Consider the following 14,377-nt stretch of genomic DNA (forward strand, 5'->3'; position numbering starts at 1 on the left):
GCGCCAGCCGATGGATTGGCGCCACCGACCGCGCTGCGACGAAACGCCCGCCTGGGCGGCGTTGCAGCAGCACTTCACGCAGCAATTCAGCGGCACCGCTGCGTTCGACCTGCGCCAGGCTTTCGCGCAGGACGCAGACCGCGCCGCGCGCTTCAGTTTCGATGCCGCCGAGGTGCACTCCGACCTGTCGAAGAACCTGATCGACGACGAAGCGCAACGCTTGCTGACCCAACTGGCGCGCGAGTGCGGCGTGGAATCGCTGCGCGACGCCATGCTGGCCGGCGAGCGCATCAACACCAGCGAACAGCGCGCCGTCACGCACGTGCACTGGCGTTCTGAATCAAAAGACGCTACAGAGCCCGACAGGCAAGCGCCAGCAGCTCCTGAAAACATAGTCAATCTGCGGCGCGAAATCACCGCCACGCAGTCGGCCATGCTGGCCTACGCCGACGCCGTGCGCGCTGACAGCGCCTTCACCGACGTCGTCAACCTGGGCGTCGGCGGCTCCGACCTGGGGCCGCGCCTGGTGGTGCAGGCGCTGCGCGCCAGCGGCGTGGCCAATGGCCCGCGCGTGCACTTCGTGGCCAACATGGACGGCCACGAACTGGCCGAACTGCTGCCGGAACTGCGGGTCGACAGCACGCTGTTCATCGTCGCCTCCAAGAGCTTCGGCACGGCCGAGACGATGCAAAACGCTGCCTCAGCGCGCGCCTGGTTCGCCGCGCAGGGCGGCACCGACGTGGCGCGACACTTCGTCGCTGTCAGCTCGAACACCGCCGCCGCCGAAGCCTTTGGCGCCGGGCGCTGCTTCGCCTTCGACGGAGGCGTGGGCGGGCGCTATTCGCTGTGGTCGCCCATCGGCCTGCCCATCGCCATCGCCATCGGGTCAGCGGCGTTCCGTGATCTGCTGGCGGGTGCGCGTGCCATGGATGCGCACTTTGCCCAGACGCCGTTGGCGCGCAACCTGCCGGTGCAGCTGGCGCTGCTCGACCTTTGGTGCCGCCACTTCCACGGCTTCGGCAGCCGCTGCGTGGCGCCCTACCACCATGGCCTGCGCCGGCTGCCGGCCTATCTGCAGCAACTGGAGATGGAAAGCAACGGCAAGCGCGTCGACACGCGCGGCCGTGCCTTGTCGCTGCACACCGCGCCCGTCACCTGGGGCGAGGTCGGCAGCAACGGCCAGCACGCCTTCTTCCAGATGCTGCACCAGGGCACGCAGCCGGTGCCGGTCGAATTCGTGCTGGTGCGCAACCCCGCGCACGCCTTGCCCGGCCACCACACCAAGCTGCTCGCCAACGCTCTGGCCCAGGCCCGCGCGCTGATGATGGGGCAGGCGGGCGATGCGCCCGAGCGCCACTTCCCCGGCAACCGCCCCTCCACCGTGCTGCTGCTGCCCGATTTGTCGCCGCACAGCCTGGGGGCGCTGCTATCGCTCTATGAGCATCGCACGATTGTCCTGGGTGCGTTGTGGGGCATCAACCCCTTCGACCAGTGGGGGGTGGAGCTGGGCAAACAGCATGCGGGCGAGATCGAGGCCGCCTTGCACTCGGGTGACGTGACGGCCCTGGATGTCTCCACAGCCGGTCTGCTCAAGCAGTTGCGATGAGCGTCGCGCGCTTTGTCGGCGCGGACAAAAAAAGAGCCGCTGTCTCCAGCGGCTCTTTTGCTTCAGCGGTCGGCTGACCAGCAGCGCGGGATTACATCATCCCGTCCATGCCACCCATGCCGCCCATGCCCGCGGGCATGCCGGCCGGGGCGTCGTCCTTCGGTGCCTCGGCGACCATCACTTCGGTCGTCAGCATCAGGCTGGCGACGGAAGCGGCGTTCTGCAGCGCGGTGCGCGTGACCTTGGTCGGGTCCAGAATGCCCATCTCGATCATGTCGCCGTACTCGCCGTTGGCGGCGTTGAAGCCGAAGTTGCCCTTGCCTTCCAGCACCTTGTTCACCACCACGCTGGCTTCGTCGCCGGCGTTGATGACGATCTCGCGCAGGGGCTGCTCGACGGCACGCAGCACGATCTTGATGCCGGCGTCCTGGTCGTGGTTGTCGCCCTTGATGTCGCCCACGGCCTGGCGCGCGCGCAGCAGCGCCACGCCACCGCCGGCCACGATGCCTTCTTCCACCGCAGCGCGCGTGGCGTGCAGGGCGTCTTCCACGCGGGCCTTCTTCTCCTTCATTTCCACTTCAGTCGCGGCACCGACCTTGATGACGGCCACGCCGCCGGCCAGCTTGGCCACGCGCTCCTGCAGCTTCTCGCGGTCGTAGTCGCTGGTGGCTTCCTCGATCTGTACGCGGATCTGCTTGACGCGCGCCTCGATGTCCTCGGCCTTGCCGGCGCCGTCGATGATGGTGGTGTTTTCCTTGCCCACTTCGATGGTCTTGGCCTGGCCCAGGTCGGCCAGGGTGACTTTCTCCAGGCTCAGGCCCACTTCTTCAGCGATCACCTTGCCGCCGGTCAGGATGGCGATGTCTTCCAGCATGGCCTTGCGGCGGTCGCCGAAGCCCGGCGCCTTGACGGCCACCACTTTCAGGATGCCGCGGATGGTGTTGACCACCAGCGTGGCCAGGGCTTCGCCCTCGACCTCTTCGGCAATGATCAGCAGCGGACGGCCAGCCTTGGCCACGGCTTCCAGCGTGGGCAGCAGTTCGCGGATGTTGCTGATCTTCTTGTCGAACAGCAGCACGTAGGGGTTGTCCAGCAGCGCGGCCTGCTTCTCGGGGTTGTTGATGAAGTAGGGCGACAGGTAGCCGCGGTCGAACTGCATGCCTTCGACCACGTCCAGCTCGTTGTCCAGGCTCTTGCCGTCTTCGACGGTGATCACGCCTTCCTTGCCCACCTTGTCCATGGCGTCGGCAATGATCTTGCCGATCGACTCATCGGAGTTGGCGGAGATGGAGCCGACCTGGGCGATTTCCTTGCTGGTGGTGGTGGCCTTGCTGGCCTTCTTCAGCTGCTCGACCAGCTGCGCCACGGCCTTGTCGATGCCGCGCTTCAGATCCATCGGGTTCATGCCGGCGGCCACGTACTTCATGCCTTCGCGCACGATGGCCTGGGCCAGCACGGTGGCGGTGGTGGTGCCGTCACCGGCGTTGTCGCTGGTCTTGGAAGCGACTTCCTTGACCATCTGCGCGCCCATGTTCTGCAGCTTGTCCTTCAGCTCGATTTCCTTGGCGACCGACACGCCGTCCTTGGTCACCGTGGGGGCGCCGAAGCTGCGCTCCAGCACCACGTTGCGGCCCTTGGGGCCCAGGGTGGTCTTGACCGCGTTGGCCAGGATGTTCACGCCCTCGACCATGCGGTGACGGGCGTCAGAACCGAAAACAACGTCTTTTGCTGCCATTTGGGTGGCTCCTGAAAATATGAATGAAAAATGGCTCTAGCGCAGGTGTAGCAAGCGCGAGAAGCTATAAAAATAAGAGTATGCGGGAAACTGGCGAGAACTTACTGCTCGACCACGGCGAACAGGTCGTCTTCCTTCATCACCAGCAGTTCGTCGCCATCGACCTTGACGGTCTGGCCGCTGTACTTGCCGAACAGCACGCGGTCGCCCACCTTCACGTTCATGGCGGAGACTTCGCCCTTGTCGTTCTTCTTGCCGGGGCCGACGGCCAGCACTTCACCCTGGTCGGGCTTTTCGGCGGCGTTGTCGGGAATCACGATGCCGGAGGCGGTCTTGGTTTCGTTCTCCAGGCGCTTGACGATCACGCGATCGGCGAGAGGGCGCAGTTTCATGGGTTCTCCTAAGTTCAAGGTATGCAACGGTTTTTTGGCTGCTCACCAGACATCCGCAGGGATCGTCGAGCAACCGGAAGGCGATGGAGCAGGTGCTGTTAGCACTCAACCCCAGCGAGTGCTAATGATAAAGGCGTTTTGAGCGATTTCAAGCGGTCAGCACCCGCCCCCGCAGCGAATGCGGCAGCGCCTCGGTGATGGTCACGTCGATCATCTGGCCCACCAAGCGCGCGCGGTGCGGGCCGCCGTCGAAGTTGACGATGCGGTTGCAGAAGGTGCGGCCCATCAGCTCGGCCGGGTTCTTGCGCGACGGCCCTTCGACCAGGATGCGCTGCACCGTGCCCACGCGGCTGGCGCCGATGGCGCGCACGTTCTGCTCGATGGTGGCCTGCAGGTGCTGCAGGCGCTTCAGCTTCACCGCGTGCGGCGTGTCGTCGTGCAGGTTGGCGGCCGGCGTGCCGGGGCGGGGGCTGAAGATGAAGCTGAAGCTGGCGTCGTAACCCACGTCGTCGATCAGCTTCATCATCTTGCCGAAGTCGTCCTCGGTCTCGCCCGGAAAGCCGACGATGAAGTCGCTCGACAGGCTCAAATCGGGCCGCACCGCGCGCAGCTTGCGGATGATGCTCTTGTATTCCATGGCGGTGTAGCCGCGCTTCATCGCCATCAGGATGCGGTCTGAGCCGTGCTGCACCGGCAGGTGCAGGTGGCTGACCAGCTGCGGCACCCTGGCGTAGACGTCGATCAGCCGCTGCGTGAATTCGTTCGGGTGGCTGGTGGTGTAGCGGATGCGCTCGATGCCGGGGATCTCGGCCACGTACTCGATCAGCAGGGCGAAGTCAGCAATCTCGTCCGTGTCGCCCATCTTGCCGCGGTAGGCGTTCACGTTCTGGCCCAGCAGCGTCACCTCCTTCACGCCCTGGTCGGCCAGGCCGGCGACTTCGGTCAGCACGTCGTCGAACGGGCGGCTGAACTCTTCGCCGCGCGTGTACGGCACCACGCAGTAGCTACAGTATTTGGAGCAACCTTCCATGATCGAGACGAAGGCGCTGGCGCCCTCCACGCGCGCCGGGGGCAGGTGGTCGAACTTCTCGATCTCGGGAAAGCGGATGTCCACCTGCGGTTGCTGCTGCTGCGCGCGTTGCGACAGCAGCTCGGGCAGGCGGTGCAGGGTCTGCGGGCCGAACACCACGTCGACGTAGGGCGCGCGGGCGATGATGGCTTCACCCTCCTGGCTGGCCACGCAGCCGCCGACGCCGATCAGCACGCCTTTCTGCTTGAGGTGCTTCACGCGGCCCAGGTCGCTGAACACCTTCTCCTGCGCCTTCTCGCGCACCGAACAGGTGTTGAACAGGATCAGGTCGGCCTCGTCGACGTTGTCGGTGGGCTCGTAGCCCTGGGCAGCGCCCAGCACGTCGGCCATCTTGTCCGAGTCGTACTCGTTCATCTGGCAGCCGAAGGTTTTGATGAAGACTTTGCGAGACATGGACGTCTCCTGGAAATACGGAAAAGGGATGCCGGCCGGCGCCGGCAGGGCGTGGCCGTGGCGGCGAGTGACCGCCGCGCGGCGCGGGCCGTCAGTTGGCGTAGACGGTCGGGTCCGCTTCGGCGGGCACAGCCGGCTGACCGCGGTAGGCGGGGCGCACCGGGCGCTCGGCCTCGGCGGGCGACAGGATCCAGACCTCGCGCACCAGGCCCATCGGGTCGCGCAGGTAATTGACGGTGTACGAGTTGCCGCGCAGGCTGCCGGTGAGGGCGATGGTGTTGCGCTCGTTGCGCACCACCACGCCGGGCGCCAGGCGCTCGGGGCGGTCGTTCAGCATCACCTCGCGTGTATTGACGAAAGTGATCTTGCCGCGCTGCACCTTCTGCGGGAACAGGCGCTGGGCTTGCGCTTCTGAAGGAAAGACGGCCAAAGCGACCGTCATCAGGGCGCTGACAGCTATGAATAAAGAAGCAATGAGGGGTTTTGTGCAGCGGTTCATGGTGTCTGTCCAGAGGCTGGTGAAAACGGTGGGCGAAGGGGCGATTCTACGAGGCCTGACGCCGCGGCGAAGTCAAGGCCCCAGCGTGCGGACGGTGGGCAGCGGAGCGCGTACATGTCGTTTCATGGGGGTTCAAAAGTGCATCGGGAACCCATGTTTAAAGCGCTGCACGCTTCTGGTTCGATAGCAGCCGCAGGCAGCTATCACACCAACATCCCGCATGCCGAAGTCGCCAGGTGCAAGAATGAGGGGCTTGGCTGCCCGGTGCACGATCACGCGCCGGCAGGCCGTGTATCGACCCCGGAGAGACAACATGAAACGCGATTCCCTGCCCGCCACCGAGCACCAGCTGGACGTGCAGCCCATCAGCCGCGACGTGCTGGCCGAGAAGTACTTCAAGCCCGGCGAAACCAGCCTGGACCAGCTCTACGGCCGCGTGGCGCGCGCGCTGGCCAGCGTCGAGAAGCCCGAGCTGCGCGCCGAGTGGGAGCGCAAGTTCCTCGCCAACCTGTATGCCGGCGCCATCGGCGCCGGCCGCATCATGAGCGCGGCGGGCACCGACATCCAGGCCACGCTGATCAACTGTTTCGTGCAGCCGGTGGGCGACGCCATCCAGGGCCACGACGACGAGGGCTATCCGGGCATCTACGAGGCGCTGCGCGAGGCCGCCGAGACCATGCGCCGCGGCGGCGGCGTGGGCTACGACTTCAGCCGCATCCGCCCCAAGGGCGCGTATGTGAAAGGCACCGCCAGCATGGCCAGCGGGCCGTGCAGCTACATGAACGTGTTCGACCAGAGCTGCTCCACGGTGGAAAGCGCCGGCGCACGCCGCGGCGCGCAGATGGGCGTGCTGCGCATCGACCACCCGGACGTGCTGGAGTTCATCACCGCCAAGCGCACGCCGGGGCGCTGGAACAACTTCAACGTCTCGGTCGGCGTCAGCGATGCCTTCATGCAGGCCGTGGCCGACGGCAGCGACTGGGAACTGGTGCACAAGGCCATGCCCGGCCCCAAGGTGATGGACAAGGGCGCCTACCAGCGCGCCGACGGCCAGTGGGTGTACCGCAAGCTGCCCGCGCGCGAGCTGTGGGACACCATCATGAAGTCGACCTACGACTTCGCCGAGCCGGGCATCCTGTTCCTCGACCAGATCGGCCGCGACAACAACCTCAACTACACCGAGAAGATCGAAGCCACCAACCCTTGCGTGACGGCCGACACCTGGGTGATGACATCGGAAGGGCCGGCCCAGGTCGCGCAACTGATTGGCAAAACCTTCGAGGCCGTCGTGGACGGGGCCGCCTATCCGGTGCTGAGCCGAGGCTTCTTCCGCACGGGTCACAGGCCTGTGCTGGAACTGCGCACGGTCGAAGGCCATGCCATGCGCCTGACCTGCGACCACAAGGTTCGCCGCGTAGCCACGCGCACGCGCTACATCATGCGCACCGAGTGGGTGCAGGCGCAGGATCTTCAGCCTGGTGACGAAGTGGCGCTCCACAACCATCGAACGATGGATGGCTGGGACGGCGAAGGCACAGAGGCCGAAGGTTACCTGCTGGGCCTGCTGGTCGGCGACGGCGTTCTGAAGGCTGACAGGGCGGTTCTGTCCGTATGGGACGAACGCTTTAAGTCCGTCGCCAATGGCGCCTCGTCACCGACGCCCACGGGCGTGATGGTTGCTGCCCTGGCCGCTGCCCAGACCTTGCCGCACCGGGTGGACTTCGCCGGATGGCAGCGCCCGTTGGCCGACCGTGGCGAAGTGCGCATGGCATCGGCGCCCCTGCGCGATTTGGCAGTGCGCTACGGCATGGCGCCGGGCGCGAAAGGGCTGACGCCGGCGCTGGAGTGCACCAGCAGCGCGTTTCATGCCGGATTGCTGCGTGGCCTGTTCGACAGCGACGGTTCGGTGCAGGGCACGCAGAGCAAGGGCGTCAGCGTGCGTCTGGCGCAGAGCGACCTGGCCAATTTGCAAGCGGTTCAACGGATGCTGCTGCGCATGGGCATCGCCAGCAAGCTCCATGACCAGCGTCGCCCGAGTGGCACCCGCATGCTTCCCAACGGGCAAGGCAGCCAGGGGCTCTACGTCGTGGCGGCGCAGCATGAGCTGGTCATCAGCGGTGACAACCTGGCGGAGTTTGCTGAGCGCGTCGGCTTTTCCGACGAGGCGAAAGCCGATGCCCTTGAGCGCGCGCTGCGCGGATACCAGCGCCGGCTGAATCGTGAACGGTTCGTCGCCACTGTCGAAGGGCTGACACCCGATGGCTACGAAGACGTATACGACGTGACCGTGGCCGAAGTCCATGCTTTCGATGCCAATGGTCTGTACGTCCACAACTGCGGCGAGCAGCCGCTGCCGCCCTACGGCTGCTGCGATCTGGGGCCCATCATCCTGACCAACTTCGTGCGCCACCCGTTCGGTGCCGGCGGGGATGCAACGTTCGATTTCGACGCCTTCGAGCAGGTCGTCGCCACCCAGGTGCGCGCGCTCGACAACGTGCTCGACGTCACCTTCTGGCCGCTGGAGCAGCAGCGCGCTGAAAGCGCGGCCAAGCGCCGCATCGGCGTCGGCTTCACCGGCCTGGGCAACGCGCTGACCATGCTCAAGCTGCGCTACGACCGCGCCGAGGGCCGCGACATGGCAACGCAGATCGCGCGCCGCATGCGCGACGCCGCCTACCGCGCCTCGGTGGAACTGGCCAAGGAAAAGGGCGCCTTCCCGAAGTTCAAGGCCGACGGTTACCTGGCCAAGGGCACCTTCGCCAGCCGCCTGCCAGCCGACATCCAGGCCGACATCCGCCAGCACGGCATCCGTAACAGCCACCTGCTGTCGATCGCGCCCACGGGCACCGTCAGCCTGGCCTTTGCCGACAACGCCAGCAATGGCATCGAGCCGGCGTTCAGCTGGGGCTACCAGCGCAACAAGCGCGAGGCCGACGGCAGCAAGAGCGCCTACACGGTGGAAGACCACGCCTTCCGTCTGTACCGCTCGCTGATCGACAGCCAGGTGACGCCGGACAACGCGGCGTCGCTGCCCGAGTATTTCGTCAACGCGCTGGAGATGACCGCGCAGGAGCACGTGGCCATGATGCAGGCCGTGCAGCCCTACGTGGACACCAGCATCAGCAAGACGGTCAACATCCCCGAAGACTACCCCTACGAGGATTTCAAGAACCTGTATCGCCAGGCCTGGGAAGCCGGCCTGAAGGGCCTGGCCACCTACCGCCCCAACAGCATCCTGGGTGCCGTGCTGGAAACCACGCCGGCCAAGAAGGAAGAGCCGGCACCGCAGCCGCCGGCGGGTGCCCCCATGATGCCGCCCGTGGCCTACGACCCGATGCGCACGGTGATCGAGAAGCGCCCCTCGGGCGGCCTGCCTTCCGTCACCGAGAAGATTGAGTACTGGACGCACGAAGGCCAGCAGCGCCTGTACCTGATCGTCTCCTTTCTGGCCGTGCCCACGGCCGACGGCAAGGGCGAAGTCGAGCGCGCCATCGAGTTCTTCATGCCCGTGGGCCAGAGCGGCGAGTCGCAGCAGTGGATCACCGCCACCATGCGCATGCTCAGCCTGGCGGCGCGCGGCGGCTTCCTCGATCGCGCGCTGTCCGACATGCGCAAGGTCACCTGGGACCGCGGCCCGGTGCGCCTGGGCACTTACGAGAAGGCCGACGGCACGCACGTGCCCCGCTGGCACGACAGCGAAGTGGCGGCGATCGGCTACGCCATCGAGAACCTGATCGCCCAGCGCGCGCTGGCGGCGCAGGGCTCGCTGTTCGACCCGGACGAACTGCCCGCCGTGGAGCCCCGGGTGGAGCCCGCCGCCATGGTGTCCACCACGGTCATGGCCGGCAAGAAATGCCCCGAGTGCGGCGCCCACGCCATGATTCGCAAGGATGGGTGCGACTATTGCACGCAGTGCGGGTACATGGGGAGCTGCGGCTAAAATCGCTGGCCCTTCCTTCGAGGAGGGTAATTCTTGGTCAGGTGGGAAATGAACATGCGGCCGAATGAAAGCACAGCCACCGCGCGTGGCGCACTGCGCACATGCCTTGCGCTGATGCACGCCCTCGGCCTGGCCGCGCTGGCGGCCCCGGCGCTGGCCCAGACGCCGCCGGCCAACCTGCTGGTCAACGGCGGTTTCGAGGTGCTTGCCGCCACGCCGCCGACCACGTGCGGCAACAACTACACGGTGCCGCCATGGCCTGCGGGCGGCTATCCGATCTCGCCGTGGGTGATGACCAGCGGCAACTCCACCAACCTCGTGGCGGTGGACGGCAACGTCACCTGCAATTACGGCAACAGCGGCCCCGCCACCGACGCCGAGGGCACGCCCGCCGGCACGCGGCAGCATTACCTGGATCTGCTGGCCGATGGCGTGGTCTACCAGGGTTTCACCGTCGCTGCCTGTCCGGGCAGCACGGTGCCGCGCACCGCGCAATACTCCGGCGCCTTCTCGGGCCGCGACGGTGGCGCCGCCGGCACCGGCACGATCCAGATCGTGCAGGGTACTGGCGTGGGTGGTGCCGTCATGGCCAGCCAGTCCGCCACCGGTGCCAGCTACCAGGGGTGGACCACTCTCAGCGGCACGGTGGCCCTGGCGCCGGGCGACTACAGCTACGTCAGCACCTTCACCAACCCGACCAACTTCGACAACGCCGTGGTCAGCCTGACCCCGTGCCCGGCAGTGCCTCCGGCGCCGGTCGCGGTGCCGGCCAATGCGCCCTGGGCACTGCTGCTGGCGGCGTTGGGCGTGGGCTGGCTGGCGCGTCGCCGCTTCTCGCGCGGCTGAAGCACGCGCCGCCAGTCGGCTTCAGCTGCCGCCCTTTAGCCACTGCCGCACGCCGCGCCCGGCGCGCACGCCACTGGCGAGGCACGCCGTGAGCAGGTAGCCCCCGGTCGGGGCTTCCCAGTCCAGCATCTCGCCGGCGCAGAACACGCCGGGCAGACGGCGCAGTTGCAGGTCGTCGTCCAGCTCGTCAAGGCGCACGCCGCCGGCGCTGCTGATGGCTTCGGCCACCGGGCGGGTGCGATGCAAATCGAGCGGCAGCGCTTTCAGGATCGGCGCAAGCAGCTCAGGATTTTGTAGCGTTTCGCGCGGCAGCAGTTCGTTCAGCAAGGCCGTCTTGATGCCGTCCAGCCCCAGCTGGCGGCGCAGGTGGTTCGACAGGCTTTGCGTGCCGCGGGGCGCCTTCAGCGCCACCAGCACCTGCTGCGGTGAGCGCGCCGGCAGCAGGTCGAGCCAGACGGTGGTGCGGCCCTGTGCGGCGATCTGCTCGCGCAGCAGGGCGCTGGCGGCGTAGACCAGGCTGCCTTCGATGCCGGTGTCGGTGGCGACGAATTCGCCGGGGCGCTGGAACAGCGTAGCGCCGCATGCATCGCGCACGGTGAGGGCGACCGACTTGAAGGGCTGGCCGGCAAAGCGCTGGCGGAAGAAGTCGGACCAGCCCGCGCCGCCGCGCCCCACCACGTCGAAGCCGCTGTTGGCGGCCACCAGCGGCGCCACCTGAACGCCGCGTGCCGCCAGCCAGGCCTGCCAGGCGCCGTCCGAACCCAGGCGCGGCCAGCTGGCACCGCCCAGCGCCAGCACGGCGGCACGTACCTGTACCGTCACAGCGCCAGTGGGCGATTCAAAGCCAAAAAGGCCTTCAGCGCTTGTGGGGCGGGCGCTGGCAGCTATGTTTTCAGTAGTATCCGGCGGCGGGGCCCAGCCCACCCACCGATGCCGCATGTGAAAGCACACCGGCGCGCCGCCCGCAGCCGGGTGGCGCAGGCGCTGCAGCCAGGCGCGCAGCAGCGGCGCGGCCTTCATCCCGGCCGGGAACACGCGCTGCGAGGTGCCGACGAAGGTGTCGATGCCCAGCCCGGCCGCCCAGTCGCGCACCTGCTGCGGGCCCCAGTCGCGCAGCCAGGGCTCGACGCGGCCCTGCGCCGCGCCGTAGCGGGTGACGAAGCGGTCGAAGGGTTCGGCGTGCGTCAGGTTCAGCCCGCCCTTGCCGGCCAGCAGGAACTTGCGGCCGACCGAGGGCATGGCGTCGAACACGTGCACGGCCACGCCGGCGGCCGACAGCACCTCGGCCGCCATCAGGCCCGCCGGGCCGGCGCCGATGATGGCCACGTCGACCGCCAGGACGGGGTTGATTGGCACGGCAGGGGGCAGGGGTTCAGGCGCTGGGGACACGGATCAATCCAGGGGCAGGGGCGGCGGCGGGCCATGGTAACCGCCCGTGCCGGCGGGCTGACCAGGCGCAAGCGGCGCGCGATGGGCGCCGCGCAGAATGACCGGATGACCCTGTCGAAAATGATGCGTTCGTGGCCGTCGCCAAGCCTGCCCCGCGTGGCGAAGATCCTTGCCCTGGGCCTGGCGGGCCTCGCGCTGGCCGGCTGCCAGACCTGGCCCGGCCAGCCGCCGTTGACGTTGACGCAGAAGGCCGGCCAGATGGTGATGATGGGCATCGACGGCACCGATGCGGCGTCGCCCGCCGTGCAGCAGGCGCTGGCGCAGATCCGCGCCGGGCAACTGGGTGGCGTGATCCTGTTTCGCAACAACATCACCAGCCCCGGGCAGGTGCAGGCGCTGAACGCGGCGCTGCAGGCGGCCAACCCGCTGCCGTCGCTGCCGCTGCTGATCGCGCTCGACCAGGAGGGCGGCCTGGTGCAGCGGCTGCGCGCCAGCAACGGCTTCGAGGACACGCCGGCGCCCGAACAGGTGGCGGCCAGCCAGACGCCCGAGCAGGCCTATGCCACCTACCGGCACATGGCGTCGATGGTGAAGGACGCGGGTTTCAACTTCAACCTGGGCCCGGTGGTCGACCTGCGCTGCGATCCGCACGACGAGACGCACCAGCCGGCGTCGGCGGTCATCGGTGTGCTGGGACGCAGTTTTGCCGACGAGCCCGCGGTGGCCGAGCGCTACGCCACCGCCTTCATCCGCGCGCACCACGACGAAGGGCTGCTCACGGCGCTTAAGCACTACCCCGGCCACGGCCTGGCGCACGACGACAGCCACCTGGGCCTGGTCGACGTGACCGGCACCGCGCAGTCGATGGAGCTGCGCCCGTTCCGCCACCTCATCCGCGCCGGGCTGGCCGACGCGGTGCTGACGGCGCACCTGGTCAACCGCCGGATCGACCCCGACTGGCCGATCACGCTGTCGCAGAAGATGATCGGCCCGCACCTGCGCGAGCGATTGCATTTCGGCGGCGTGGTGGTGACGGACGATATGCACATGGGCGCGATCCAGAAGTACCACGGCGAGCGCGAGGCGCTGGTGCGCGCCATCCAGGCTGGCAACGATTTGCTGGTGTATTCCAACAGCGCGGTGGCCGCGCGCGAGGTGCCGGGCTTCGCGCCGCGCTACGACATGGGCACCCACGTGGCGGCGCTGGTGCAGGATGCGATTGCGCGCGGTGAACTCACGCCGCAGCAGATCGAGGCTTCGTGGCAGCGCCTGGCGCGGCTGCGCGCGCGCCTGCACCCGGCGCCGCCGCTGGCCGGCAACCTGCCAGGGGGCGATTAGGGGTACAGCGCACGCGGTGCGCGGTGTCGCCAGGGGGCGGACAAGGCGGGGCAGCCCGCCCACAATGGCGCGACCTGAACCCGACTGGAGACATCGATGAGCCCGCACTTGCCTGCCCCCAACCTGAACCGCCGCCGCCTCAACCTGGCCCTGGCCGCCGGCGCGGCCACGCTTGCGGCACCGGCCTGGGCCCAGGCCGCCTGGCCGTCCAAGCCGATCCGCATCATCGTGCCCTACACGCCGGGCGGCTTCACCGACCAGATGGCGCGGCTGGTGCAGCCGGGCCTGCAGAAGGCGCTGGGCCAGACCATCGTGATCGAGAACAAACCGGGTGCCAACAGCATCATGGGGGTCGACCAGCTGGCCAAGTCGGCGCCCGACGGCTACACCTTCGGCGTCGTCATCGCGGCCTACGCGGCCAACACCACGCTGTATCCCAAGCTGCCCTACCACCCCGCCAAGGACCTGACCGGCGTGGCACTGCTGGGCGTGTCGCCGCTGGTGGCGGCGGTGGCCAACAACGCGCCCTACAAGACGGCCAAGGAGGTGATCGAGTACGCGCGCGCCAACCCGGGCAAGATCAGCTTCGGCTCATCGGGCAACGGCTCGTCGGCGCACCTGACGACCGAGCTGTGGAAGCTGCAGACCAAGACGCACATGGTGCACATCCCGTACCGCGGCGCGGCACCGGCGCTGAACGACCTGATGGGCGGCCAGATCCCGCTGTTCTTCGATGCCGCCACCGGCCTCATCCAGCCCGGCAAAGCCGGGCGCGTGCGCCTGATCGGCGTGGCCGGCGACAAGCGCCTGGCGGCGCTGCCCGACACGCCCACCTTCATCGAGCAGGGCTTCAAGGATTTCACCGGCAGCACCTGGGCCGGCGTGCTGGCGCCCGCCGGCACGCCGCGCGAGATCGTGCAGCGCCTGAACGCCGAGCTGAACAAGCTGGTGGCCAGCGACGAGATCAAGGCCCGGCTGGATGCCATGGGCACCGTTCCCGGCGGCGGCACGCCGGAGGATTTCAACCGCTTCATCGACGCCGAAACCGCCAAGTGGGCCAAGGTGATCAAGGCCGCGGGCGTGACGGCCGACGGCTGACGCCACCCTGGCGCGCGGCTGCCGCCCCCGGTTCTCTTGACCCCGGTCATG

General features: G+C 67.9%; 10 protein-coding genes. 5 read left to right on the forward strand and 5 right to left on the reverse strand.

The features are described from left to right. Positions 1-10 precede the first annotated feature (10 nt). Positions 11-1,606 (forward strand): glucose-6-phosphate isomerase, encoded by a 1,596-nt coding sequence (pgi, locus tag ACFSCU_RS08270; protein WP_377560398.1) that lies wholly within the window; start codon positions 11-13, stop codon positions 1,604-1,606. A gap of 91 nt (positions 1,607-1,697) precedes the next feature. Here the strand turns inward: pgi and groL are convergent, their stop codons facing one another. The 4 genes from groL to ACFSCU_RS08290 all read right to left on the reverse strand — a co-directional run bounded on the left by groL (position 1,698) and on the right by ACFSCU_RS08290 (position 5,658). Next, complete coding sequence (gene groL, locus ACFSCU_RS08275; RefSeq protein WP_180549808.1) at positions 1,698-3,341, reverse strand: chaperonin GroEL; 1,644 nt, start codon at positions 3,339-3,341, stop codon at positions 1,698-1,700. Positions 3,342-3,442: 101 nt separating this feature from the next. After that, positions 3,443-3,733, reverse strand: coding sequence for a co-chaperone GroES (gene groES, locus ACFSCU_RS08280; protein WP_180549807.1), 291 nt, complete (start codon positions 3,731-3,733; stop codon positions 3,443-3,445). 148 nt (positions 3,734-3,881) lie between these two features. After that, on the reverse strand, positions 3,882-5,216 hold the full coding sequence (gene miaB, locus ACFSCU_RS08285) for a tRNA (N6-isopentenyl adenosine(37)-C2)-methylthiotransferase MiaB (RefSeq protein WP_180549806.1): 1,335 nt from the start codon (positions 5,214-5,216) through the stop codon (positions 3,882-3,884). 91 nt (positions 5,217-5,307) lie between these two features. Further along, a complete protein-coding gene (locus tag ACFSCU_RS08290) occupies positions 5,308-5,658 on the reverse strand; it encodes a hypothetical protein (RefSeq protein ID WP_180549805.1) in 351 nt (116 codons plus the stop codon). Positions 5,659-6,028: 370 nt separating this feature from the next. Here ACFSCU_RS08290 and ACFSCU_RS08295 point away from each other — a divergent pair, with 370 nt between their 5' ends. Together ACFSCU_RS08295 and ACFSCU_RS08300 are read left to right on the forward strand one after the other, a co-directional pair. Beyond that, positions 6,029-9,655 (forward strand): LAGLIDADG family homing endonuclease, encoded by a 3,627-nt coding sequence (locus ACFSCU_RS08295; protein WP_377560399.1) that lies wholly within the window; start codon positions 6,029-6,031, stop codon positions 9,653-9,655. 114 nt (positions 9,656-9,769) lie between these two features. Next, positions 9,770-10,501: a hypothetical protein gene (locus ACFSCU_RS08300; protein ID WP_180549803.1), complete on the forward strand. Its 732-nt coding sequence runs from the start codon at positions 9,770-9,772 to the stop codon at positions 10,499-10,501. A 21-nt stretch (positions 10,502-10,522) separates the two neighbouring features. On the opposite strand, the gene ACFSCU_RS08305 is transcribed toward ACFSCU_RS08300, so the two are convergent. Further along, positions 10,523-11,857 (reverse strand): TIGR03862 family flavoprotein, encoded by a 1,335-nt coding sequence (locus ACFSCU_RS08305; RefSeq protein ID WP_377560401.1) that lies wholly within the window; start codon positions 11,855-11,857, stop codon positions 10,523-10,525. Between the two features lie 189 nt (positions 11,858-12,046). On the opposite strand from ACFSCU_RS08305, the gene ACFSCU_RS08310 reads away from it, so the two are divergent. Next, positions 12,047-13,228, forward strand: coding sequence for a glycoside hydrolase family 3 N-terminal domain-containing protein (locus ACFSCU_RS08310; RefSeq protein ID WP_377560402.1), 1,182 nt, complete (start codon positions 12,047-12,049; stop codon positions 13,226-13,228). A gap of 96 nt (positions 13,229-13,324) precedes the next feature. After that, positions 13,325-14,326, forward strand: a complete 1,002-nt coding sequence (locus ACFSCU_RS08315) for a tripartite tricarboxylate transporter substrate binding protein (protein ID WP_377560403.1) — start codon at positions 13,325-13,327, stop codon at positions 14,324-14,326. Positions 14,327-14,377 lie beyond the last annotated feature (51 nt).

The sequence above is a fragment of the Ottowia beijingensis genome (genome assembly GCF_042680925.1).
GTDB classification, from domain to species: Bacteria; Pseudomonadota; Gammaproteobacteria; order Burkholderiales; family Burkholderiaceae_C; genus Ottowia; species Ottowia beijingensis.